This window comes from Helicobacter sp. 12S02634-8 (genome assembly GCF_002272865.1).
Classification (GTDB): domain Bacteria; phylum Campylobacterota; class Campylobacteria; order Campylobacterales; family Helicobacteraceae; genus Helicobacter_J.
Genome location: NZ_MLAP01000002.1, coordinates 119,693 through 141,465, shown reverse-complemented (window position 1 = coordinate 141,465; position 21,773 = coordinate 119,693). Strand labels below are relative to the sequence as shown.

17 protein-coding genes and 1 tRNA gene are annotated in these 21,773 nt (G+C 42.5%); 11 read left to right on the top strand and 7 right to left on the bottom strand.

What is annotated here, in order from left to right; translation table 11 throughout:
- Positions 1–2 precede the first annotated feature (2 nt).
- The 4 genes from murA (at position 3) to BKH46_RS02065 (ending at position 4,660) form a co-directional block, all read left to right on the top strand.
- Positions 3–1,271 carry a UDP-N-acetylglucosamine 1-carboxyvinyltransferase gene (gene murA / locus BKH46_RS02080; protein ID WP_095225174.1) on the top strand — a complete coding sequence of 423 codons (1,269 nt, stop codon included), beginning with the start codon at positions 3–5 and terminating at the stop codon, positions 1,269–1,271.
- 73 nt (positions 1,272–1,344) lie between these two features.
- On the top strand, positions 1,345–2,757 hold the full coding sequence (gene aspA, locus BKH46_RS02075; RefSeq protein ID WP_095225173.1) for an aspartate ammonia-lyase: 1,413 nt from the start codon (positions 1,345–1,347) through the stop codon (positions 2,755–2,757).
- Between the two features lie 17 nt (positions 2,758–2,774).
- Positions 2,775–3,428, top strand: coding sequence for a uracil-DNA glycosylase family protein (locus tag BKH46_RS02070; protein ID WP_095225172.1), 654 nt, complete (start codon positions 2,775–2,777; stop codon positions 3,426–3,428).
- Positions 3,425–4,660 carry a hypothetical protein gene (locus tag BKH46_RS02065; protein ID WP_095225171.1) on the top strand — a complete coding sequence of 412 codons (1,236 nt, stop codon included), beginning with the start codon at positions 3,425–3,427 and terminating at the stop codon, positions 4,658–4,660. Before BKH46_RS02070 ends, BKH46_RS02065 begins: the two co-directional genes overlap by 4 nt.
- A gap of 248 nt (positions 4,661–4,908) precedes the next feature.
- Here the strand turns inward: BKH46_RS02065 and BKH46_RS02060 are convergent, their stop codons facing one another.
- On the bottom strand, positions 4,909–5,967 hold the full coding sequence (locus tag BKH46_RS02060; protein ID WP_095225170.1) for a cytochrome-c peroxidase: 1,059 nt from the start codon (positions 5,965–5,967) through the stop codon (positions 4,909–4,911).
- Between the two features lie 399 nt (positions 5,968–6,366).
- On the opposite strand from BKH46_RS02060, the gene dnaE reads away from it, so the two are divergent.
- The 5 genes from dnaE to BKH46_RS02030 all read left to right on the top strand — a co-directional run bounded on the left by dnaE (position 6,367) and on the right by BKH46_RS02030 (position 13,462).
- Positions 6,367–9,987, top strand: a complete 3,621-nt coding sequence (gene dnaE, locus BKH46_RS02055; protein ID WP_095225169.1) for a DNA polymerase III subunit alpha — start codon at positions 6,367–6,369, stop codon at positions 9,985–9,987.
- Positions 9,987–10,742, top strand: a complete 756-nt coding sequence (locus tag BKH46_RS02050; RefSeq protein WP_095225253.1) for a pseudouridine synthase — start codon at positions 9,987–9,989, stop codon at positions 10,740–10,742. The genes dnaE and BKH46_RS02050 overlap by 1 nt, the downstream gene beginning before the upstream one ends.
- A 65-nt stretch (positions 10,743–10,807) precedes the next feature.
- Positions 10,808–11,677: a tetratricopeptide repeat protein gene (locus BKH46_RS02045; protein ID WP_095225168.1), complete on the top strand. Its 870-nt coding sequence runs from the start codon at positions 10,808–10,810 to the stop codon at positions 11,675–11,677.
- A 413-nt stretch (positions 11,678–12,090) separates the two neighbouring features.
- A complete protein-coding gene (locus BKH46_RS02035) occupies positions 12,091–13,140 on the top strand; it encodes a putative sulfate exporter family transporter (RefSeq protein ID WP_095225166.1) in 1,050 nt (349 codons plus the stop codon).
- A 10-nt stretch (positions 13,141–13,150) separates the two neighbouring features.
- Positions 13,151–13,462 (top strand): thioredoxin family protein, encoded by a 312-nt coding sequence (locus BKH46_RS02030; RefSeq protein WP_095225165.1) that lies wholly within the window; start codon positions 13,151–13,153, stop codon positions 13,460–13,462.
- On the opposite strand, the gene BKH46_RS02025 is transcribed toward BKH46_RS02030, so the two are convergent.
- Genes BKH46_RS02025 through pyrG form a run of 3 tightly spaced genes read right to left on the bottom strand, consistent with a single transcriptional unit; the run spans position 13,446 to position 17,532 of the window.
- The gene (locus BKH46_RS02025; protein ID WP_253248272.1) at positions 13,446–14,291 is read right to left on the bottom strand and encodes an RluA family pseudouridine synthase; all 846 of its coding nucleotides are present in this window, start codon (positions 14,289–14,291) and stop codon (positions 13,446–13,448) included. The two genes, BKH46_RS02030 and BKH46_RS02025, sit on opposite strands and share 17 nt — an antisense overlap.
- Before the next feature lie 47 nt (positions 14,292–14,338).
- Positions 14,339–15,904 carry a single-stranded-DNA-specific exonuclease RecJ gene (gene recJ / locus BKH46_RS02020; protein WP_095225163.1) on the bottom strand — a complete coding sequence of 522 codons (1,566 nt, stop codon included), beginning with the start codon at positions 15,902–15,904 and terminating at the stop codon, positions 14,339–14,341.
- A complete protein-coding gene (pyrG, locus tag BKH46_RS02015; protein ID WP_095225252.1) occupies positions 15,901–17,532 on the bottom strand; it encodes a CTP synthase (glutamine hydrolyzing) in 1,632 nt (543 codons plus the stop codon). Before pyrG ends, recJ begins: the two co-directional genes overlap by 4 nt.
- Positions 17,533–17,670: 138 nt before the next feature.
- Between pyrG and BKH46_RS02010 the strand changes: the two genes are divergently transcribed.
- Both BKH46_RS02010 and prmC read left to right on the top strand, forming a co-directional pair.
- Entirely contained in the window at positions 17,671–18,891 is a 1,221-nt protein-coding gene (locus BKH46_RS02010; RefSeq protein ID WP_095225162.1) for a M48 family metallopeptidase, read from the top strand.
- Positions 18,888–19,736, top strand: coding sequence for a peptide chain release factor N(5)-glutamine methyltransferase (gene prmC / locus BKH46_RS02005; RefSeq protein ID WP_095225161.1), 849 nt, complete (start codon positions 18,888–18,890; stop codon positions 19,734–19,736). Before BKH46_RS02010 ends, prmC begins: the two co-directional genes overlap by 4 nt.
- Before the next feature lie 26 nt (positions 19,737–19,762).
- On the opposite strand, the gene BKH46_RS02000 is transcribed toward prmC, so the two are convergent.
- The 3 genes from BKH46_RS02000 to BKH46_RS01990 all read right to left on the bottom strand — a co-directional run bounded on the left by BKH46_RS02000 (position 19,763) and on the right by BKH46_RS01990 (position 21,767).
- Entirely contained in the window at positions 19,763–20,203 is a 441-nt protein-coding gene (locus tag BKH46_RS02000; protein WP_095225160.1) for a copper resistance protein CopD, read from the bottom strand.
- 83 nt (positions 20,204–20,286) lie between these two features.
- A tRNA-Asn gene (locus BKH46_RS01995) sits at positions 20,287–20,361 on the bottom strand.
- Between the two features lie 80 nt (positions 20,362–20,441).
- Positions 20,442–21,767 (bottom strand): nucleotide sugar dehydrogenase, encoded by a 1,326-nt coding sequence (locus tag BKH46_RS01990; protein WP_095225159.1) that lies wholly within the window; start codon positions 21,765–21,767, stop codon positions 20,442–20,444.
- Positions 21,768–21,773 lie beyond the last annotated feature (6 nt).

The following is a 21,773-nucleotide window of genomic DNA, read 5'->3' as shown; positions in this document are numbered from 1 at the left end:
AGATGGATTATTTAGAAATCACAGGTGGGCAGGCTTTAGCAGGTAAGGTCAAAATCTCAGGGGCAAAAAACGCAGCACTGCCTATTTTGGCTAGTGCTTTGTTGTGCGAGAATCTTTTGAAAATCTCTAATCTCCCTGATGTGGCTGATGTCAAGACTCTAGCAAAGCTTTTAGAGCATTTGGGCTCTGAGATTGAATGGACTTCGCCCAATGAAATGCTGATTTGTTCAAGCAGAATCATACACACCAAGGCTATTTATGATATCGTGCGTAAAATGCGGGCTTCAATACTTGTGTTGGGGCCTTTGCTTGCGCGTTTTGGGAAATGTGAGGTGAGTTTGCCAGGGGGTTGTGCTATCGGGGCAAGACCTGTAGATTTGCATATCAAAGCGATGGAAAAGATGGGCGCTGAGATCACTATCGAGGGGGGATATATCGTCGCTAGAGCTCCTAGGGGGCTTAAGGGCAGTGATATTATCTTTGATAAAATCACCGTTACAGGCACAGAAAATGTCTTGATGGCAGCAGCGCTTGCCAAAGGAGAAACTAAAATCATCAACGCAGCCAAAGAGCCCGAAGTGATCCAACTCTGTGAAGTCCTCAAACAAGCTGGCGTAGAGATTACAGGGATAGGCAGCAATGAACTTTGTGTGCGTGGGAGTGATGGGGTGTTGCTGCGGTCTGAGCCTATTTGCGTGATCCCTGATCGTATCGAAGCAGGGACTTATCTGTGCGCAGGGGCTATCACCAACTCGCATATCAGCCTCCAAGGCGTGATCCCCACGCATTTAGAAGCCATCTCTAGCAAGCTCCAAGAAATCGGTTTTCATATCCATACACAAGGGGATATGCTAGAGATATTCCCTGCAAACAAGCGCAAGGCTTTTGAAATCATCACGACAGAATACCCTGGTTTTCCTACAGATCTGCAAGCTCAGTTCATGGCACTAGCGACACAATGTGAGGGCAGCAGCACGATTGAAGAACGTTTGTTTGAAAACAGATTCATGCATGTAAGCGAGCTGCAGCGCTTGGGGGCTGATATTAGTTTGCGGGGTAATGTGGCTAAAATCACAGGCAGAGAGAAACTTTTTGGGGCTGATGTGATGGCTACAGATTTGCGTGCGTCTTCAGCCCTCGTGCTAGCAGGTCTTGTGGCCACAGGACAGACACAAATACACAGAATTTATCATCTTGATCGGGGTTATGAGCGTCTTGAGGAGAAATTTTGTGCTCTGGGTGCGCAAATCAAACGATTGAGAGAAAAATAAAATTTTTGTTGTAATTGTTTGACTATAATCTAACTTAGTTATAAAACACATATATAATACTAAGGAGTTTGAAATGTCTACAAGAAAAGAACACGACTTTATCGGTGATTTAGAGATTGACAATAATGTTTATTATGGAATCCAGACTTATCGAGCGATGGAAAATTTTCACATCACTAATGAAAAACTAGCCGATTTTCCTATATTTATCAACGCCCTTGCTCAAGTCAAAAAGGCCGCTGCTTTGGCAAATTTTGAACTAGGCTTGCTCGATAATACAATCAAAGACGCCATTTGCAAGGCGTGCGATAAGATACTCGCAGGAGAATATCACGATCAATTTGTTGTCGATATGATCCAAGGGGGTGCAGGGACTAGCACAAATATGAACGCCAATGAAGTGATTGCTAATATCGCTTTGGAGCTGATGGGGCATAAAAAGGGCGAATACCACTACTGCCACCCCAATGACCACGTCAATCTCTCTCAATCGACTAATGATGCCTATCCTACGGCTTTGCGTATTGCTTTGTATGAAAGATTGTGCGGTTTGACTGAATCAATGCGTGTGCTCAAGGATTCTTTTGCACTCAAGGCTGAGGAATTCAAAGATGTGCTAAAAATGGGGCGCACCCAGCTCCAAGACGCTGTGCCAATGACTTTAGGACAGGAGTTTAAGACCTTTGAATTGATGGTCAATAAAGACATCGAACGCGTCTTAGACGCTCGCAACTTAGTGCGTATCATCAATCTTGGAGGGACAGCGATCGGCACAGGTATCAACTCCCACCCTGATTATAAAAATATCGTAGAACAAAAAATCCAAGAAGTCACAGGACGCCCTTTTATCACGGCTACAGATCTGATAGAAGCCACTCAAAGCACAGGGGCGTATGTGCAGATCAGTGGTGTGCTCAAAAGAGTTTCTGTGAAGCTCTCTAAAATCTGCAATGACTTGCGTTTGCTTAGCTCAGGGCCTAGGGCAGGGCTCAATGAAATCAATCTGCCTAAAATGCAACCAGGTAGCTCGATCATGCCCGGTAAGGTCAATCCAGTGATTCCTGAAGTTGTCAATCAAGTTTGCTTTGCTGTGATTGGGCACGATATCACCGTGACAATGGCTGCTGAGGGGGGGCAGCTGCAGTTAAATGTATTTGAACCTGTGATTGCTTATAGTTTGTTTAATTCTATCGTAATGCTCAATCGAGCGATGGTTACTCTTGCGCATAAATGTGTCGATGGGATCACAGCTAATGTCGATGTGTGTAGGGATTTTGTATTCAATAGTATCGGTATTGTCACAGCCCTCAATCCTTATATCGGCTATGAAAACTCTGCGTCTATTGCTAAAGAATCTCTGACTACAGGCAAAAGCGTGTATGATATCGCACTTGAGCGTAAACTACTCACAAAAGAACAACTTGATGATATTTTCAAACCACAAAATATGATCAATCCACATATGTATAAAAGAAATAAAAATTAAATATTTTAGGTAGGTTGATGCAGAATATTAAAGCAATACTTTATCTTAGATTTTTGTATTATCAAAAAATGCTAGGGGTGGAGTATGCAGAAAATATCAATTTGCAGCCCACACAAGAGGCTTTGAAGCGAGGGGATTTGAAGCTTTCTGATACTTCTTTGTCTGATATGATCGCCCATTGCACGCTTTGTGAGCGCAGCAAGAGAGGGAGTCAGCCTATTTTTGGGCTTTTGCCATCAAAACCAAAGGTTATTTTTATCACACAACTCCCCCTTGTAGATACGCTCGGAGTATTTTTAGAAAACAAAAGCGCAAAAATGCTCCAAGATATCATCAAAAATGTATTTGCACTCCAAGCCCAAGAATATGCCCTTTTATCTTTGGTAAAATGCGATGGATCTTATCTGAAGGTATCTGATGAGGAGATGATGATTTGCAAGCAGTATGTCCAAGAACAAATCGCTTCTCAAGAGGCTAAAATCGTGATTTTGATGGGGGATAGTGTGTTGATGCATTTGTTGGGACTTGGGTTTGATACTTATAGCGGCAGGGTATTTACACAAGCAAATAAGCAGTTTCTAGCGACTTATTCTTTGGGGGAATTACTCAAAAATCCCTCTTTGAAAAAAGAAGCAATGCAGCATTTTTTACTCGCAAAAGGGGTGTTATGAAAAAACAATACTGGTTGGGTGCGTTCTTGATTCTTTGGGCTATGGGGGCTTTTGCTCGGAGTTATATCATCTCTCCTTTGCCCTTGCCTAAGCAAGAAGTTGTAGATATCACTACAGATGTGTGCGATGAAAAATGCCTAGAGAAGCTTTATAATGCAGGCAAGATATTTTCTTTTGTGGCTAAGTTTAAAAACGATACGCAAAACACGCAGTTGCGGGCAAATCTAGCTGTGGCATTATCTGAGATTGATGCGTTCATGCAAAGCTCTCATTACCTAGAAGCCAAAAGCTCGCAAATCAAAATCGCACTTTTAATCCCCAAAAAGATTGTCGGGCGCTATTCTGTTGCAAGTATCGATACGATTTTAGCCTATCTGATGACACGAGGCGGGGATTTTGATTTTAAAGTCTTTGATAGCGGCGATGAAGACTCCACTAACTTGAGTGAAACCTATCATAAAATCGAGCAAGAAAAATATGAATTTGTAATCGCTATCCTCACGCAAAAAGGCGTAGAGGACTTTATCCAAGGCACTTACATCAGCCTACCCACTTATATCCCCACTATCAACAAAAACCAGCTAAGCCAGACTGCCAAACTGCCGAGCAATCTGTATTTTGGCGGGATTGATTATTATGCGCAAATGCAAATCATAGCTACTTTAGCAGGAGATGAGGCTATCGTAGAATATGATGATGATAGCCCTGTGGGCGAGAGTTTGGGGAATATTTTAGACGGGCTTGATCCGCATATTATTTATAAAGATGTTGTTAGCTCTCAGCAGGCTGCGACTTTTGCTAGAAGCCTTAAGCTCCAAGAGGATTTTTTAGAAAATAGTGTTGTTGTGCTCAATACGCCCGTGGTTAAAAGCGGCTTATTGCTCTCTCAGCTCGCATTTTCAGACAAAAAGCCCGCAAAATTCCTCTCTACTCAAATCAATTATAATCCCTCAATTTTAATGCTAGTCCAGCCCAAAGATAGGCAAAATTTCTATGTCATCAGCGCGATTGGCAATACCAATCAAAAGCTCATTGAATATGGGGCTTTACTCAGCAGTGATTTGCGTTATGATTGGGTGAATTATTCTACAGCTATTGGTGTGGAGATGTTTTTTGATCTCAAAAATACCAAAATCAATAAATTTTTCTCAGAGCTCATCAACGCCAATCAAGTCCAATACATCAATACGCTTTATTATGCGCAAGGCTCGGTATTTCAAGAAGTCAAATAAGCTTATAATCAATCAGTCAATTAATAGGAAGTGATGGGAATCAAAGGGAATCGAGTGCAAGGGGAAGTGAGGCGCGGGGCAAAAACCCTTAAAAAAGAACCCCTTGAAAAGCCCCCCACCCTAAAAGGGCTTGAGTTTTTTAGTTTGAAAGTTTAGAGTCTTGGTTTGGAGTCTTGAGGGCTTTTGTGCCTGATTTTTGAAGTATTTTCAAGCAAATTCAAGCCCAAAGCCCAATGTGTGCTAAGCCCTTAAAAAGTGGGCTTAGGAGTCTTGTCTGTGACGGGGGGTAACACGGGGTAGATGATGGTAGGTTTGGTGCCTGTGAGGGATTGGAAAAAGGTTTCAATTTTTTTAGCTTCTTCATTGCTGATGTTGATCCCTAGCTGGATTGCTCCCATTTCTTTGATCGCATCTTTGACATCCCAATACTGGCCATTGTGGAAATAAGGCATTGTTTCAGCGATATTTCTTAAAGTTGGCACTTTGACTAAGCCATTAGCATCGCCCTTGAAGTTTCCTATGCTCGCAAATTGATAGGGCTTGACAACGCCAAAAGGCTGCATACTCCCGCCTAAGTTGATACCTGTGTGGCAAGCAATACAGCCTTTATCGATGAAAATATCAAGTCCCTCTTGTTCCTGCTTGCTTAAAGCCTTAGGATTCCCGCGCAAGAAATCATCATAGCGGCTAGGTGTCACCAATGTTTCTTCAAACATAGCTATGGTGTCTGCAATGAGTTTGAAATCGATTTTGACTTTGTTGCCATAGGCTTTTTTGAATTCATCGACATAAGCAGGGATTGAAGTGATTTTTTCGACCACAAGAGTAGGGGGTGCTGCCATTTCTACGGGGTTTTGGATCGGCCCTTGCGCTTGATCCCCTAGGTTGTGTGCTCTTCCGTCCCAAAATTGTGTCATATTGAATACAGAGTTATAAACAGTGGGGGAGTTGAGGTGTTGGGTGTTGGGCTGCCATTTTGCACCAATAGCAGTAGGGACGACATCTACCCCACCGAGTGCGAGATTGTGGCAAGTGTTGCATGAGATGAGATTTGAGCTTGAGATTCTAGGGTCAAAATAGAGTTTTTTACCCAGTTCAATTTGTGCTTTAGTCATCTTGGGGTTATAGCCTGTGGCTAAATCGCTTTCTTTGGCTTTTTTGAGCTGGTAGGCAGTGAGCGCATTTCCTGTGGGGATAGGCTCTAGTCCGGCAGCCTTAGCTTTTTGGATCAATTCTTGATTGGTAGCCCCCCAAGCACTGATAGCACAAAATGCAGCAATGCTTCCTAAGAGTGCGAGTTTGTTCATGTGTTTCTCCTGATTGTTTAGTTTGCGTGCGTATTATACTTCCAGATTCCTAAAAATAAGCCATAATATTTTCTAAGTAAAAATTTTTTTACTTAATCTCAAGAGTGCCTTGTCTTGTGTTGCCTATTTTGGGGATTTTGGGCTTGAATCGGGTGTTGTGATGGTGCTGTGATTTTGATGGGTAAAATGAGCGCGAGTGATTGTATGATTTGCAATATTTTATCATCAACGCAGTCAAGTATTGATACTTGATTCAGAGAGAATCAATGAAAGATTGAGTATAATTTTTATGGATTTTTATCCCCTAAAAGTCTTAGAAAGACCATAAAATGGGGGTTGATGGGGTGGGGGATTGCATAAAAATTCCTATAAATATGGGAAGATGGAAGGATTTGAGAGATGGGTTATACGCATTTGCATTTGCATACAGAATATTCTTTGCTTGATGGGGCAAACAAAATCAAAAATTTAGCCAAAAAAATCAAAGATTTAGGCATGCATAGTGTGAGTATGACAGACCACGGGAATATGTTTGGGGCGATTGATTTTTATCAGACAATGAAAGAAGCAGGTATCAAGCCCATTATTGGGATTGAAACTTATTTACACAATGCAGAAGTGCTCAATGATAAAAGCTCCAAACAACGTTTCCATCTTTGTTTGTATGCTAAGGATATGGAGGGCTATAAAAATCTGATGTATTTGAGCTCGATGGCTTTTATCGAGGGGTATTATTACTACCCAAGGATCAATAAAAAGATTTTACGCGAGCACTCTAAGGGCTTGATTTGCTCTTCTGCGTGCTTGCAAGGAGAGGTGAGCTGGCATCTCAATACCAATAATCCTAGAAATGTAAAATATGGCGCTCAAGGCTATGGAGTCGCTAAAGAAGTGGCTTTGGAGTATCAAGATATTTTTGGCGATGATTTTTATATCGAAATCATGCGCCACGGTATCACCGATCAAGCATTTATCGATGAGCAGCTCATCAGGCTGTCTTTAGAAACAGGTATCAAGCTCATAGCCACCAATGACACCCACTACACCAACCAAGAAGATGCAGAAGCCCAAGAGATAGCGATGTGTGTAGCGATGGGTAAGACGCTCAATGACCAAGAGCGACTCAGGCACTCTGTCAAGGAATTTTATATCAAATCCCCCCAAGAAATGGAAAGATTGTTTGCAGATATTCCCCAAGCCCTAGCAAACACACAAGAAATCGCCCAAAAATGCAACCTTGAAATCGACCTCAAAAGCGATAGCAATCCCCCCACGCCACCACGATTCAAATTCACACAAGAATACGCACAAGCTGAGGGGTTAGCCATCAGTGATGATGCGAGCTATTTTGCCCATAAAGCAAGGGAGGGGCTAGCTGAAAGACTCCAGATTATCCCTGAAAATCTCCATCAGACCTATAAAGATAGACTTGAAAGAGAGATAGAAGTCATCAATAGTATGCAGTTCCCTGGTTATATGCTGATTGTATGGGACTTTATCAGACACGCCAAAGAAAATGGTATCCCCGTAGGGCCAGGCAGAGGGAGTGCTGCAGGGAGCTTGGTGGCTTTTTGTTTAAAGATTACAAGTATTGATCCTTTAAAATATGACCTACTTTTTGAGCGATTTTTGAACCCTGAGCGGGTTTCAATGCCTGATATTGATACAGATTTTTGCCAGAGGCGACGCGGAGAGATCATTGAATATATGATTGAAAAATATGGCAAATACAATGTCGCCCAAGTCATTACCTTTGGTAAAATGCTCGCTAAAGGCGTGATCAGAGATGTTGCGCGCGTGCTGGATATGCCCTATAAAGAAGCTGATGCAATGGCCAAGCTGATTCCCAATAAGCTAGGTATCACATTGCAAGGCTATGAGGGGAAAGATGGCTGGGTAGATGGGGCGTGGGAGCTTGAGCCAAAGATTGCCCAACTCATAGAAGAAAATCCTTTAGCCAAGAAAGTTTGGGAGCATTCTTTGATGTTAGAGGGGCTCAATCGCAACGCAGGCAAACACGCCGCAGCTTTGGTTGTAGATAGTGAGCGGGAGTTGTGGTATAAAACCCCTTTGTATGTCAGTGAAAAAACAGGTGGTGCGATCCTTACGCAGTACTCGATGAAATATCTTGAACCTGTAGATTTGATTAAATTCGACTTCTTAGGACTCAAAACACTCACAGTTGTTGATGATGCGCTCAAACTCATTGCTAAAAGATATAAAAAAGAGTTAGATTTTTTGCAGATTGATACCGATGACCCCGCAGTTTATCGGACGATACAGAGTGGGAATACCATAGGGATATTCCAGATTGAATCAGGAATGTTCCAGCGACTCAATAAGCGCCTAAAGCCCTCAAGCTTTGAAGATATTATCGCAATCATTGCCCTAGGGCGCCCAGGCCCGATGGAATCAGGTATGGTTGATGATTTTGTCAGTCGTAAGCACGGCTTAGAGCCTATCACTTATGCGTTTTCTGAATTAGAGCCAATTTTAAAACCCACATATGGCACGATTGTCTATCAAGAACAAGTCATGCAGATTGTCCAAACCATTGGGGGCTTTTCTTTGGGCGAGGCTGATTTGATTCGTCGGGCAATGGGGAAAAAGGACGCACAAGCCATGAGTGATAATAAGGCAAAATTTGCCAATGGTGCTTTGAAGAAAGGATTTGATAAGCAAAAGGCTGAAGAGCTTTGGGAGCTGATTGTTAAATTTGCTGGTTATGGCTTCAATAAATCCCATTCAGCTGCTTATGCGATGGTGACATTTCAGACAGCTTATCTCAAGACTTATTATGAAGCTGAGTTTATGGCAGCAATGCTAACGAGTGAATCTGATAAAATCGATGCAGTAGCAAAATATATCGATGAGGTCAAAACTCTAGGTATCGAGCTCCTCCCTCCGCATGTGAATACTTCAGATTTGGACTTTGGCGTGGGGGATTTTATAGACAAAGAGGGCAGAGGGGTTAAAAAAATTATTTTTGGTTTGAGTGCGATCAAGGGGGCAGGCGAGGGGCCTTTAAGAAATATTATCGAAACTAGAGAGAGCAAGGGGGCATTTAAGAGTTTAGAGGATTTTATCTCTCGAGTGGATTTTAGCAAGCTGACTAAAAGGATTTTAGAGCCCCTCATTAAATCAGGCAGCCTTGATGGGCTGGGCTATAGCAGGGCAAGTATGCTCCAACATATTGATGTGATCTGTGAAGTAGGCAGGGCAAAAGACCATTTCAAAAAGACTTTAGAGGGGTCTTTGTTTGCTAGCAATCAAGAAGAAATGCAAGCAGTGCATTTAGATATCAAAGAAATCCCAGAATATGACGCAAAGACTCTGATTGATTATGAATATGAATGCCTAGGGTTTTATATTTCAGGGCACCCTCTTGATGCCTTCCAAAAAGAAATCAAAGCCATCAAGGGCGTGGCTAAGAGCACAGAATTGACAGAGCTAGAGATTGGGTCCAATGTCTTGCTTGTTGGTATGGTTTTGGGTATCCAAAAAAAGAATAGCAAAAAGGGCAAATCCTATGGCGTAGCAGATATTTTGGATCTTTATAGCAAGATTGATTTGATGCTTTTTGAAAAACATCTCCACGCACTCGAGGCATTTGACCTCTCTTGTCCTCTCGTATTTAAGTGCAAAGTCGAAGAAGACCGCGAAAAAGTGCAGTTTCGCTTGCTAGAGATCATGGGCTTAGAAGAGGCAAAGGAGCAAAAAGTCAAGCTCAAATATAAAACCCCCGAAGAAGACTTGGATCCCTCAGATGCAATCATTCCCCTTGATATCAATTCCAAAGACTTTAGTGATGCGACTTGCCCTTTGACTTTGGTATTAGAAAAGAACACTGATAGCGCCTTTTTTGCAAAGCTCAAGGCTGAAGCAGAGAAATTTACAGGCACAAGGGAGCTGCGAGTGGTGATAAAAGATACAGATTATCAATATATGTTTGTGAGTAATCTGAGGGTATGCAGCCAAATCAAAGAGAATTTTGGCAATTTAGAGTGGATTGATGCGTGATGCGACTCAATCAATTCATTTCCCACCACACTAAGTATTCCCGCAGAGAAGCCGATGGGCTCATCGCTCAAGGGCGCGTTAATGTCGAAAAGACAAAGGCAGACTTTCAGACCCAGCTCAAAGAGGGGCAGCGCGTTTTTATCGATGGCAGATATATCAAGCCCCAAAAAAGCGAGCTTTATACCGTGATTGTCTATCATAAGCCAAAAGGTGAAATTGTCAGTAAAAAAGATGACAGAAATCGGAGGGTGGTTTATGATTCTTTGGGGGAAAAGTATGCTTCTTTTGTCAGTGTGGGGAGGTTGGACTTTGCGTCTGAGGGGGTGCTTGTGCTGAGCGATAGCAAAAAGGTAGCCCAAAAATTGATGGAAAGTGCCCTAGAGCGCGAATATATCATCAAAATTGAGGGGAGAGTGAGTGCAGAGATGATTGAAGCGATGGAAAAAGGCATTTATCTTGAAGACGCAATTGCGGGCGCACACCCTAAAAGCAAAATCAAACAAATGGCCTTTGCTCCTTTTAGCAAATATGAAATCATCAAAAACGATAGCCACTTTTCTAAACTAAAAATATCCATCACAGAGGGCAAAAATAGAGAGTTGCGGCGATTTTTTGCGCATTTTAAAAGCCATGTGTTGGATTTACGTAGGATTCGTTATGGGTGGATTTGTCTAAATGCCTTGCCTGTGGGGAAAATGAGGTTTTTAAACAAGGAAGAATACAAGGTCTTGCATCAATTCATGCTAGAGGGCTGAATAGTTTACTATAAGCAAAAAATTTGTATAATCTCCCGCTAAAGTCATCAATAAAAGGTAAGAATATGAAGAAATTAGTTTTTGTGTCATTGATATTGGGTGTATTGTTTTATGGTTGCAGTGATCCGACCAAAATCAATGAGAGCGATACACAAGAGGTGCGGACACTGAAGACAAATTGTGCTGCAGGGGATTTGGAGAGTTGTGCGAACTTGGGCGTGAAATATGCTTTGGGTCAAGAGGTCAAAAAGGATATGAGCGGGGCTAAAAGCTTGTTTGAAAAGTCTTGCCAAGGGGGCAATCCAACTGGCTGCTATAATCTGGGCGTGATCGATCGGGATAACAAAAGCTATAAAAAAGCAATGCAAAATTTTGAAACATCTTGTGAAAAAGGCTTTGGACAATCTTGCTATAGTATTGGCGTGATGTATAAAAATGCTGAGGGGGTCGATCAGGATCTTGACCACGCAGCGAGTATGTTTTCTCAAGCTTGCAGTCTGAATAATGTCTATGGCTGTAATGATGGCTGTGCGTATTATAAAGATGATGCACAAGGGGATCGTGCCTTGCCATTGTGTCAGAAGGCTTGCGAGCTTGGCAATGGAGCAGGGTGCTTTAATGCAAGCGATTTGTATTTCAACAAATATCAAGATATCCAAAATACAATTGCATATGCAAAAAGAGCCTGTGATTTGGGCGTCGCACAATCTTGCTCTAATGTCGGATTTTTGTATGCAGAGGGCAAGCAAACCCATCAAGATATCAACGCAGCATTGACATATTTTGACAAGGGGTGCAAGCTAGGCGCGCAAGATGCTTGCTCGAACTATCAAAATATCCAAGCACATCTACAAACTAAACAAACCAATCAAAAATCCCACCAAAAAACAGATAAAAAATCAAACGCAAAAGCCCAGCACAATCCATCAAAATAAATTCTCTTAAAATAGCCATTGTGCTAAAGGCTAAATGAACTCAAAAAAAGGGGAGGGTTCAAAGAGATTTGAGGGATTTAGAGGGGTTATTGCCCCTTGCAAGTTTGTTGCGTGAGTTGGCTAGCTCAGTGAGTTGGCTGCGTAAGCATAAAGGCGTGGGGGTCGTTTGTTATCCCCCCCCCCCTTTTTTTTGCAAATTGGCTGTATGGGGTAGCTGCGTGGTTGGCTTAGCAAATTGGTTGCATGAGTTGGCTTATGGCTTTCTTATGATTTTCTTATGGCTTGTGTGGAGGCTTATTTGTGCCTTATTTTTTTTGGGGGAGCTTGACAAGTGTTTGCTATGGGCTTGGATTTAAGGTTGTTTTATTATGGGTAGTTATAAAATAGATTGAATTTTTTAAAAAGGCACTCCAATGACACAACCCCAAAGTCCCCAAAAAGCCTTTAGCAGTTATTTTAATGGCTTGGTGCTTGTCGCAGTCATCTCATTTTCTGCTTTGTATTTTGCGCGTATGGATCTGATGGTGTCTTTGCACCTCTCGCCCTTGCTTATAGGCGTGATTATAGGCACTTTGGCTTCTTCTATCTTCAAACACTCAAAAAGTTTCACACAAAATGGAGTGAATTTTAGTGCTAAAAAGCTTTTGCGTTTAGGCATTATCCTCTATGGATTCAATGTTACTTTGAACGAAATCACAAGCTTAGGGGCTGCTCCTGTGGTGATTGCTTTTGTTGTTGTGGCAGTGATTTTTACTCTAGGGACTTATATCGGTATGAAAATGGGGCTTGATAGGGATACTTCAATGCTGGTGAGTTGTGGGAGTGCTGTGTGTGGAGCTGCTGCAGTGCTTGCGCTCGAATCTGCGATCAAATCAGAGCCTTATAAAGGGGTCATTGCTGTAGGGACTGTTGTGATTTTTGGGATCATTGCTATGTTTTTATACCCCATACTCTATCATATCGGTGTGATTCCCTTGCTTCCTATCAACGAGGGGATATATATCGGGGCGACCTTGCATGAAGTCGCTAATGTCGCAGGTGCAGCAAGTGCGATCTCTCCTGAAGCAGAGAGCGTGGCTGTCACGATTAAAATGATTCGTGTGATTTTGCTTGTGCCTTTGTTGTTGGTCGTGTCTTATGTGGTATCACACGATTCCCATATGGGTGGGCGTAAGCGGCTTCAAGTGCCTTGGTTTGCCTTTGGTTTTTTAGCTGTGGTTTTGTTCCACTCGTATATGTCTAGGATTTTTGGGGATTGGATTGCAGCAGATACTTTAGAGTCTGTAGTTGCTGCACTCAGGTATGTTTGCAATGTTTGTTTGGTGTTTGCGATGGTAGCCCTTGGCTTGCAAGTGGATTTAAACAAGTTCATCAGTTCTGGGGGCAAGGCATTTACACTAGCATTGATATTATTTGCTATTCTAGCAGGGGGTGGATTTTTGTTGGTTAAATTTTTTATTTGAAGGAGATTTTATGGTAAAGATCGATCGTGCTCAGTTTGAGAGTGAGATAAAAACAGGTGCAGTTGTTGTGGATTTTGGTGCTGATTGGTGTCCTGATTGCCGCAGGATAGAGCCCATTATGAACGCTTTGGCTAAAGAATATGAGGGCAAAGTGAAGATTTTCAAAGTCAATATTGATGAACAAGAAGCGCTCAAAGATGAGCTAGGAGTGCGCAGAATCCCTACTTTGATGTTTTTCAAAAATGGCAAAGAGCTCGGTGAGCGACTTGTGGAGCCTGATAACAGACTTCCGATAGAAACTGAACTCAAAAAGATTCTATGAAGCGAGTCTTGAACTTTGCATTTAAGTTTTGATGGCTTTTGATGTGATAATGGATATTTTTGTAGCAAAACTTTAGGCTTTGGGCGTGGAGCATCAGAATTGGACTTGTATCGTTATTGTTTGATTTTGATGCCAGATAGCCCCTAGCTACTCTGTCTTCTACTCCATAGAGAGAATCCCCGATGATTTGATGACCGATATGACTCAGATGGACTCTGATTTGATGGGTGCGCCCTGTGAGTGGGGTCACTTGCAGTAGCGTGGCATTGCGTGCTTTGTCGTAATGGATCGGTGTGATTTGGGTGATGGAGGGCTTGCCTTGAGCAGATACTTTGCAGCGGATACCTAAGTCTGTGTATTTATCAGATTTGCTGGGTATGCAGATGGGTAGGTTGATTTCTTGAGGGGAGCGTATATGCCCTTTTACAAGGGCAATGTATTGCTTATGAACTTTTTGTTTGGCAAAAAGCTCTTTGAGTGGGGCTTCGTGCTGCTTGCTTTTGCTGATGACTACAAGCCCGCTTGTTTCATAATCAAGCCGATGGACAGGGTTTGCTTCTTTGCCAAAATCTGATTTGATACCATCAATCAGACTCAAATGCAAAAAATATCCCTTGGGGTGGATAAGCATTTTTGGGGGCTTGTCATAGACAGCAAAATATGGCGTGATCCATAGCGGGCTTTGTGCGATACTTTGGGGCTTGAAATAAGTGAGTGTGGCCTCACCGACTATGGTTTGGGATTTATGGACGGGGGTATTGTTTTGGAGCAAACGTTGTTTGTCTAGATGTTTTTGGGCTTCTTTTTGGGAGCAATTGAGCGTTTCCATCACAAACAAAAAAGCCTTTTTGGGCGCAGACAGAAAAAATTTTTTAGTTACAAAGGGCATTTTGTGATGGTTTTTAAGACCATGAGCGGGGAGTTATCGGGCTCTCTTTGGAGATAGAAACTAATATCCACAGCGTCATTGGTTTGATAAAATTCCTTGCAAAAAAACAACATTGCCTTTTGTTTCCAAGACGTTGAGCTTAGCTCTAATTGCTGGTGGAGAGATTTGAAAGTCTTAGTGGCTGTGACTTTGAGCTGATGGCATGAAAAGCTTGGTTGGGGGTTGCCTTGACCATAGGGCTCAAAATGTTCTAAGATTTCAAGCAACTCTGTGTCAATATCAGCTAAATCCAAGACCCCTAGAATCTCTTCTGTGCTGATTTGGGAGATTTTAGGCATTGGAGTGTTTTGTAAGCTAGCAAAAAATGGCTCAAGATTTTCTTTCTCTAGCTCCAATCCCACTGCTTGCGCATGCCCTCCAAATCGTGTGAGAAATCCTGCTTGCATTTTGATAGCTTCTATCAGATTGGTATCGCCATAACTCCTTGCACTCCCTTTGAACGTGTTGTCTTTTTGACTCAGCACAATTGCAGGTCTTTGATAGAGTGCACTCAAGTTGGCCGCGACAATCCCTAGCACGCCCTCATGCCAGTGTGTCCCATGGGCTATGACGCAGTTTTCTCCTATCAGAAGGGACTTTTGGGCTGATTGTAAAATCTCTTGTGTGGTATTTTTGCGTGCTTGATTGAGTGTGCTTAAGGTTTGATAATGGGCTTGGGCTTGGGCTAGGTCTGTGCTTAGCAAGAACTTTGCTGCTATGTCTCCATCACGCATACGACCTGCACTATTGATGAGTGGAGCGATGGAAAAGGCAATATCTTGAGCGGTGATATGGGTTGATTTCAGATGGCTTTTGAGTATGGTGTTTGCAGGGGCGTTGGAGGTAATGAATTGCTTGAGTCCAGCTTTGACAAGGAGTTTATTGACTGCTTTGAGGGGCATCATATCAGCGATAGTAGCGATACTGACAAGATCAAGCAAGCCTATAAGCTGGATCGATAGCCCCATTTCTAGCTTGATAGCATTGCATAGATACCAAGCCAAGCTTGCTCCACAGATTTCTTTTTGAGGGAAAGGGCAGTCTGTTTGTTGGGGATTGATGATAGCATCAGCAGTAGGGAGGGCGTCTTTGATGGTGTGGTGGTCGGTGATGATGAGCGTGATACCATTTTGTTTGCAATATTCTCCTGTTTCAAACGCACTGATACCATTATCAACGGTGATGATGAGATCAGCAGGATTTTTTTCTACAATCAAGGGATTGATTCCATAGCCATCACTGAAGCGATTGGGAATGATATAGCGAGCATTTTGGTAGCTGATGAGATGGAAAAATTTTTCCATAATCACACAAGAGGTGACCCCATCGACATCATAATCCCCCACGACTAATATGTTTTGATTGTTTTGGATTGCTGCTGCAATCAATCGAGCGGCCTTTTGGGCGTCTTTGAGCTGATGGGGGTGGGGGAGCTGCTTGATGGAGGTGAAGGGATCATCAGCAAATCTATTTGTGAGTATTTTTGTGATTTCGGCTTTTTTTAGGGGATTCATCGCGCTTGGAATTCCAAAGATTTTTTGACAAATTCTAAGATAATGGGGTTGGGATTTTGGAGTCTTGAGGTGAATTCAGGGTGGAATTGCACGCCGATAAAAAACGGGTGCGTTTCAAGCTCTATAGCCTCTATCAGCCCATTTGAAGACTCTCCGCTGATAATCATTCCGTGTGATTCTAGCAGTTCTTTGTATTTGGGGTTGGCTTCATAGCGGTGCCGGTGCCGTTCTTTGATAGTGGGCGCATTGTTGTAAGCGTGGGCTAGTTTGGTCTTTGGCTTGATAGCGCACAGATATTCGCCCAGTCGCATGGTCCCACCCATTGGGGATTGGTGTGTGCGGATTTGTTCTTTGCCTTGCTGATCGATAAAATCTTCGATGAGGTAGATAATGGGGTTGGGAGTATCAGGACAGAATTCTGTCGAGTTAGCATCTTGTAAGCCCAAGACATTTTGGGCAAATTCAATGATAGATAGCTGCATACCCAGACAGATACCTAAAAAAGGGATTTTATTTTGACGTGCATAGCTAATGGCTTTTATCTTTCCTTGCACACCCCGCTCACCAAACCCACCAGGAATCAAAATCCCATCCACATCTTCAAGGCTTGAGAGCGTTTGCTCAGAGAGATTTTCGCTATCTATCCATTTGATATGCACGCGCGTATCTGTGTTAGCACCTGCGTGTGTGAGGGCTTCTGTGAGGGATTTATAGGATTCTTTGAGGCTCAAATATTTACCGACAAAGCCAATGGTGATAGAGTCTTTGGGGGAAATGATTTTTTTGACTAGCATATCCCATTGATCCATTTTGGGCTGGAGTTCTTTGAGCTTGAAACGTCGAGCAATGGGCGTGAGAATATCTTCTTTGAGGAAATTCAGGGGGCATTTGTAGATACTTTCAGCATCTTCAGCAACAATCACGCTATCATCATCGACATCACAACTTAACGCAAGCTTTCTTTTGAGCTCCTTGCTTAAGGGTTTTTCGCAGCGAGCTAGAATAATTTGTGGGGAAATGCCAATGCGTCTGAGTTCTTGGACAGAATGCTGCGTGGGCTTGGTCTTAAGCTCTCCGGCTGCCTTGATAAGGGGGATTAAGGTCACATGGATACTGATGACAAGATCGCCCCCGAGCTCGTGTTTCATCTGCCGCATTGCTTCTAAATAAGGCATACCCTCCATATCCCCCACAGTGCCCCCTAGCTCTACGACCAAAAAGTCGCTGCCTACTCCTGCGAGGTGGATTCTGCTTTTGATTTCATCGACGATATGTGGGACAATTTGGATTGTTTTGCCTAGATATTTGCCGTGGCGTTCGTTTTCGATTACAGAGAGGTAGATTTGCCCTGTTGTGAAGTTGTTTTGCTTGGAAAAATCTTTATTCAAGAATCTCTCATAATGCCCGATGTCTAGGTCTGTTTCTGCTCCATCAAAAGTCACAAACACTTCCCCGTGCTCTAAAGGACTCATTGTGCCCGGATCTACATTGATATAGGGATCGATTTTTAAAATAGACACCTGATAGCCTGAATGCTTGAGTAATGTCGCAATCGAAGAAGAAGAAATGCCTTTCCCCAGAGAGCTCAACACACCCCCTGTAACAAAAATATATTTTGTTTGTTCCATCATTTTTCCCCTAGTTTTTTTGTAATCTTAATCAATTTGGGGTTAAAAGTGATTTAATTTCGATTAGATTTATGCTTTTAATGTAAAATTTATATTGGTTCAAAAAGATGGCGAAAAATGGTAAAAAATGGATAGTAGATGCTATATTTAATCGGATTGATTTTCATATGTTTGTATTTCCTGCCAAGTATCGTGCTTGCATATCTGCAGAGTAAGCATATCCAAACAAGGCTAGGGGAGAGCCCTGTCATTTTATCGGCAAAAGACTATAGTGAAGCAGGCAAATATGCCCTTGCTAAGCTAAGGGTTTCTATGATCTCTAGTTTGATAGAGCTTGTGGCTTTTTTGTTTTGGATTTTTATTGGGTTTTGGTTCTTGGAGGGAGTGGTAGCGAGGTGGCATTTGCCAGAAAATATCTCATCATTGTTGTTTATTTTGATATTTTTGAGCGTGGGATTTGTGGTTTCTTTGCCGATGGGGTTTTATACTTCGATGGTGCTTGATAAGAGGTTTGGCTTTTCTAAAAATACCTTTGGATTATTTGTAAAAGACACACTCAAGGCATTTGTGATGTTGATTGTGATCGGGGGGATTATTGTATTTTTACTGCTTGAAGTGATGGAAAATTTTGTCTATTGGTATTTAGGGGGCTTTGGACTGATATTTATTTTTGCTATTTTGGCTAATGTGTTTTATCCCATACTCATTGCTCCAATTTTCAATAAATTCACCCCGTTAGAAGATGAGTGCTTGCGAGAGAAAATCGAATCGATGATGCAAAAAGTAGGCTTTAGGAGCAATGGGATTTTTGTGATGGACGCAAGCAAGCGCGATGGCAGGCTCAATGCGTATTTTGGAGGGTTGGGGGACTCTAAACGCGTGGTGTTGTTTGATACTTTGCTCCAAAAGGTTTCTTCTGAGGGGCTTTTGGCTATTTTAGGCCATGAATTGGGGCATTTCAAACATCGAGATATTTTGAAAAATATTTTGATTGTAGGGATTTTATTGTTTGTGATTTTTTGCATTGCAGGGAATCTGCCCCAAGAGATTTTTACAGCAATGGGCGTGCGGGAAGCGCCGGCGACTACGATTGCGTTTTTGGTCTTGATTGTGCCTGTGGTATCGTTTCTAGCAATGCCTATTATTGGCTATTTTAGCCGCAAGGCTGAATATCGTGCTGATAGCTTTGGCGCAGAGCTGACAAGCAAATATTCTTTGGCTGAGGCTTTGATCCGTATTGTCAATGAAAACAAGGCTTTCCCTTGCTCCCACCCTGCGTATATATTTTTTTATTACACCCACCCTCCGCTCCTCAAAAGGCTCGAAGCCCTTGACTACCACCATAGGCAAGTAGGTTGAATATCTTAGAAGCCTTGAGTTATGCCAAAAGGGAGCTTTTGCATTGTTGCTTTGATCCCCATATCCGTCCAGCACTTGAAGCAGAGCTGCTTTTGGGCTATGTGCTTGATACCACTAGAGAGTGGCTGCATACTTGGGGGGAGCATACCATCGAAGAGGCAGATTGGGAAATGCTCAAGGCTTGTGTGTCTAGGCGCTTGCAAGGTGAGCCTATCGAATACATCATCAAAAGTGCGAGTTTTTATGGCAGGGAATTTTATGTCGATGAACGGGTCTTGATCCCTCGGCCTGAAACAGAGATTTTGGTCGAAAAAGTCCATGCCCTAATTCAAGAAAAAAATATCCAAACAATTGGCGAGATCGGCACAGGGAGTGGTGTGATTTCTATTATTTTGGGACTTTTGTGCCCTGAGCTGCGTATCATTGCTACAGATATTTCTCCTACTGCCCTCCAAGTAGCCCAGATCAACCTAGAAAACCACGCTAATAGTGCTAATCAACTCAGAGTGCGCGTGGGGTTTGTGTGTGCAAATTTGTTTGAGGGGATTTCAGAAGTCCCTAAGGTCTTAGTTTCTAATCCACCTTATATAGCTAAGGGCTATCCTTTGGGTAAAAATATCCTTTATGAGCCGCATAATGCGTTGTTTGGTGGCGATGTTGGAGATGAGATTTTGCGCTTGATTATTGATTTTGGGTCTTTGGTGGGGGTGGAATTTTTGGCTTGTGAGATCGGCTGGGATCAGAAGGAAGCTTTAGAGATATATCTGAGAGCTCATGGCTATGAAGGTGTGTTTTATAGGGATTTGAGTGGATTTTACAGAGGTTTTATCGCTTATTTGCTATAGCCCCTTTTTAAGGGCTATGGGGTGTTTTAGACATAAAACATCAGTTTAGCTAAAATCACGATACAAAAGCCAAGTGTCACTGCCACAGGGTGGATAAATTTGCCTATGGGACTGGGCTTTTTGAGAATAAATTTATAAGTGAGTGAGGTGATAACCATCAGCACAATGATAGTAGCAAGGGCGATTTTTATCATCAAGAGTTTTTGAAAGTTAGAACTAAAAAAGCCCATATTTTTGCCTATGTAGTTACTCACCATCATTCCCCCTGTGATGATAAGCCCTAGCACGCATATGGGCATAATTTTTGTGCCTCTAGCAGCAATCCCTGCAGCGGCCTTTTTTGCGATTTCACTCCCAAACATTTTGCCAATATTGGGAAATATAAACACATCAAAAAATAGATAACCTAAAAAAATAATCGCACAAATTAGATGGATAATTAAAATCAGAGGATAGATTGTTTGCATTTTTTTCCTTTAGAATCAAACTTGAATATAAAGCTCCGAAGTGTATCAGAAAAATAATCGATATAAGAAAATGTATAGAAATGTGGCTCCAGATGTAGGATTCGAACCTACGACCAAGCGGTTAACAGCCGCCTACTCTACCGCTGAGCTAATCTGGAATACAGAATATGTGAGCTTCAAGAGGTGGAATTATAAGTTATTTTGGTTGATAAGTCAAGCTGATTTAAGAAGTTTGTGTTCACAAACGTGCATCGACCTTGCAGTCAAAAAATCCCTTGAGGTCATAAATCACACTATTTTGGGTCAAAAGCTCTGCGGGTTTTAGGGTTTTAAAGCTTGCATGGCCTACAGCAAGGAGCAGGGCATTGTATTTTTGTGTTTCTTCCCATTGATTGGGGTTTTGCAAGCTATGGGGGTCTAAGAGCTCAAAGCCATATTCCTTCAATACAGCCTCTTTAGAGGCGATGGGGTCATACACATAGACTTCACAGCCAAAATCCATCAATGCCCTTTGGACTTGGGCGACTTTAGAGTTGCGGATATCAGGGCAATTTTCTTTAAAAGTAACGCCTAAAATCAAGATTTTTGCTCCTAGGGCAGAGATATGTTTTTTTGCAAGGAGTTTGATCATTTTTTGAGCGATGAAATCGGGCATGAAATCGTTGATATATCTCCCTGCTGCGATGACTTTAGGGTGGTAGCCCAAAGATGTGGCGATATGGGTTAGGTAATAAGGATCTACACCGATACAATGCCCCCCTACAAGCCCAGGTGTGAAATGGAGAAAATTCCACTTTGTGCTCGCGGCCTTGATGACTTCGTGTGTATCGATTTGGAGTCTTTCAAAGATCAGTGCAAGTTCGTTCATGAAAGCGATATTGAGATCTCTTTGCGCGTTTTCGATGGCTTTAGCTGCTTCAGCGACCTTGATAGAGGGGGCGAGATAAGTCCCAGCAGGGATAATGGAGGCATAGAGGGCGTTGATGGTTTTTGCTGCTTCTTGCGTGCTGCCTGCAGTGATTTTGATGATATTTGTGAGTGTGTTTTTGCGATCTCCGGGGTTGATGCGTTCAGGAGAGTAACCGATGAAAAAATCTTGATTGTAACGGAGCTTGCTGTATTTTTGCAAGATAGGCAAGCAGTCGTTTTCGGTGCAAGTGGGGTAGGTAGTGGATTCATAGATGATGATATCGCCTTGTTTTAAGACCTCACCTACCATCTTTGAAGCAGCAAGCAGTGCTGATATATCAGGGGTTTTATAAGTATCAATGGGCGTGGGGACAGCGATGATATAGATATTAGCTTGCCCTAAGGAGGCAGGATCGTTGCTAAAATGCAATAAATGGGCTTTGGCAAACGCATCTGATGGAGTTTGGTGGTTGGAGTCGGTATGGTTTGAGAGCTCTTGGATACGCAAAGGGTTGGTATCAAAGCCTATGGTGGGGTAGCGCTTACCAAATTCGATAGCCAAAGGCAGCCCCACATAGCCCAGCCCGATGATAGCGATGATCTTGTCTTGTAATATCGCTTGGGTTGTGTCTTGTGTGTTGGTTGTGTTGTGCATTGTTGT

Bases quoted from the DNA above. Each gene is read 5' to 3' on its own strand.
- murA (WP_095225174.1), top strand. From the start codon at position 3: ATGGATTATTTAGAAATCACAGGTGGGCAGGCTTTAGCAGGTAAGGTC.
- aspA (WP_095225173.1), top strand. From the start codon at position 1,345: ATGTCTACAAGAAAAGAACACGACTTTATCGGTGATTTAGAGATTGAC.
- BKH46_RS02070 (WP_095225172.1), top strand. From the start codon at position 2,775: ATGCAGAATATTAAAGCAATACTTTATCTTAGATTTTTGTATTATCAA.
- BKH46_RS02065 (WP_095225171.1), top strand. From the start codon at position 3,425: ATGAAAAAACAATACTGGTTGGGTGCGTTCTTGATTCTTTGGGCTATG.
- BKH46_RS02060 (WP_095225170.1), bottom strand. From the start codon at position 5,967: ATGAACAAACTCGCACTCTTAGGAAGCATTGCTGCATTTTGTGCTATC.
- dnaE (WP_095225169.1), top strand. From the start codon at position 6,367: ATGGGTTATACGCATTTGCATTTGCATACAGAATATTCTTTGCTTGAT.
- BKH46_RS02050 (WP_095225253.1), top strand. From the start codon at position 9,987: ATGCGACTCAATCAATTCATTTCCCACCACACTAAGTATTCCCGCAGA.
- BKH46_RS02045 (WP_095225168.1), top strand. From the start codon at position 10,808: ATGAAGAAATTAGTTTTTGTGTCATTGATATTGGGTGTATTGTTTTAT.
- BKH46_RS02035 (WP_095225166.1), top strand. From the start codon at position 12,091: ATGACACAACCCCAAAGTCCCCAAAAAGCCTTTAGCAGTTATTTTAAT.
- BKH46_RS02030 (WP_095225165.1), top strand. From the start codon at position 13,151: ATGGTAAAGATCGATCGTGCTCAGTTTGAGAGTGAGATAAAAACAGGT.
- BKH46_RS02025 (WP_253248272.1), bottom strand. From the start codon at position 14,291: ATGGAAACGCTCAATTGCTCCCAAAAAGAAGCCCAAAAACATCTAGAC.
- recJ (WP_095225163.1), bottom strand. From the start codon at position 15,904: ATGAATCCCCTAAAAAAAGCCGAAATCACAAAAATACTCACAAATAGA.
- pyrG (WP_095225252.1), bottom strand. From the start codon at position 17,532: ATGGAACAAACAAAATATATTTTTGTTACAGGGGGTGTGTTGAGCTCT.
- BKH46_RS02010 (WP_095225162.1), top strand. From the start codon at position 17,671: ATGCTATATTTAATCGGATTGATTTTCATATGTTTGTATTTCCTGCCA.
- BKH46_RS02000 (WP_095225160.1), bottom strand. From the start codon at position 20,203: ATGCAAACAATCTATCCTCTGATTTTAATTATCCATCTAATTTGTGCG.
- BKH46_RS01990 (WP_095225159.1), bottom strand. From the start codon at position 21,767: ATGCACAACACAACCAACACACAAGACACAACCCAAGCGATATTACAA.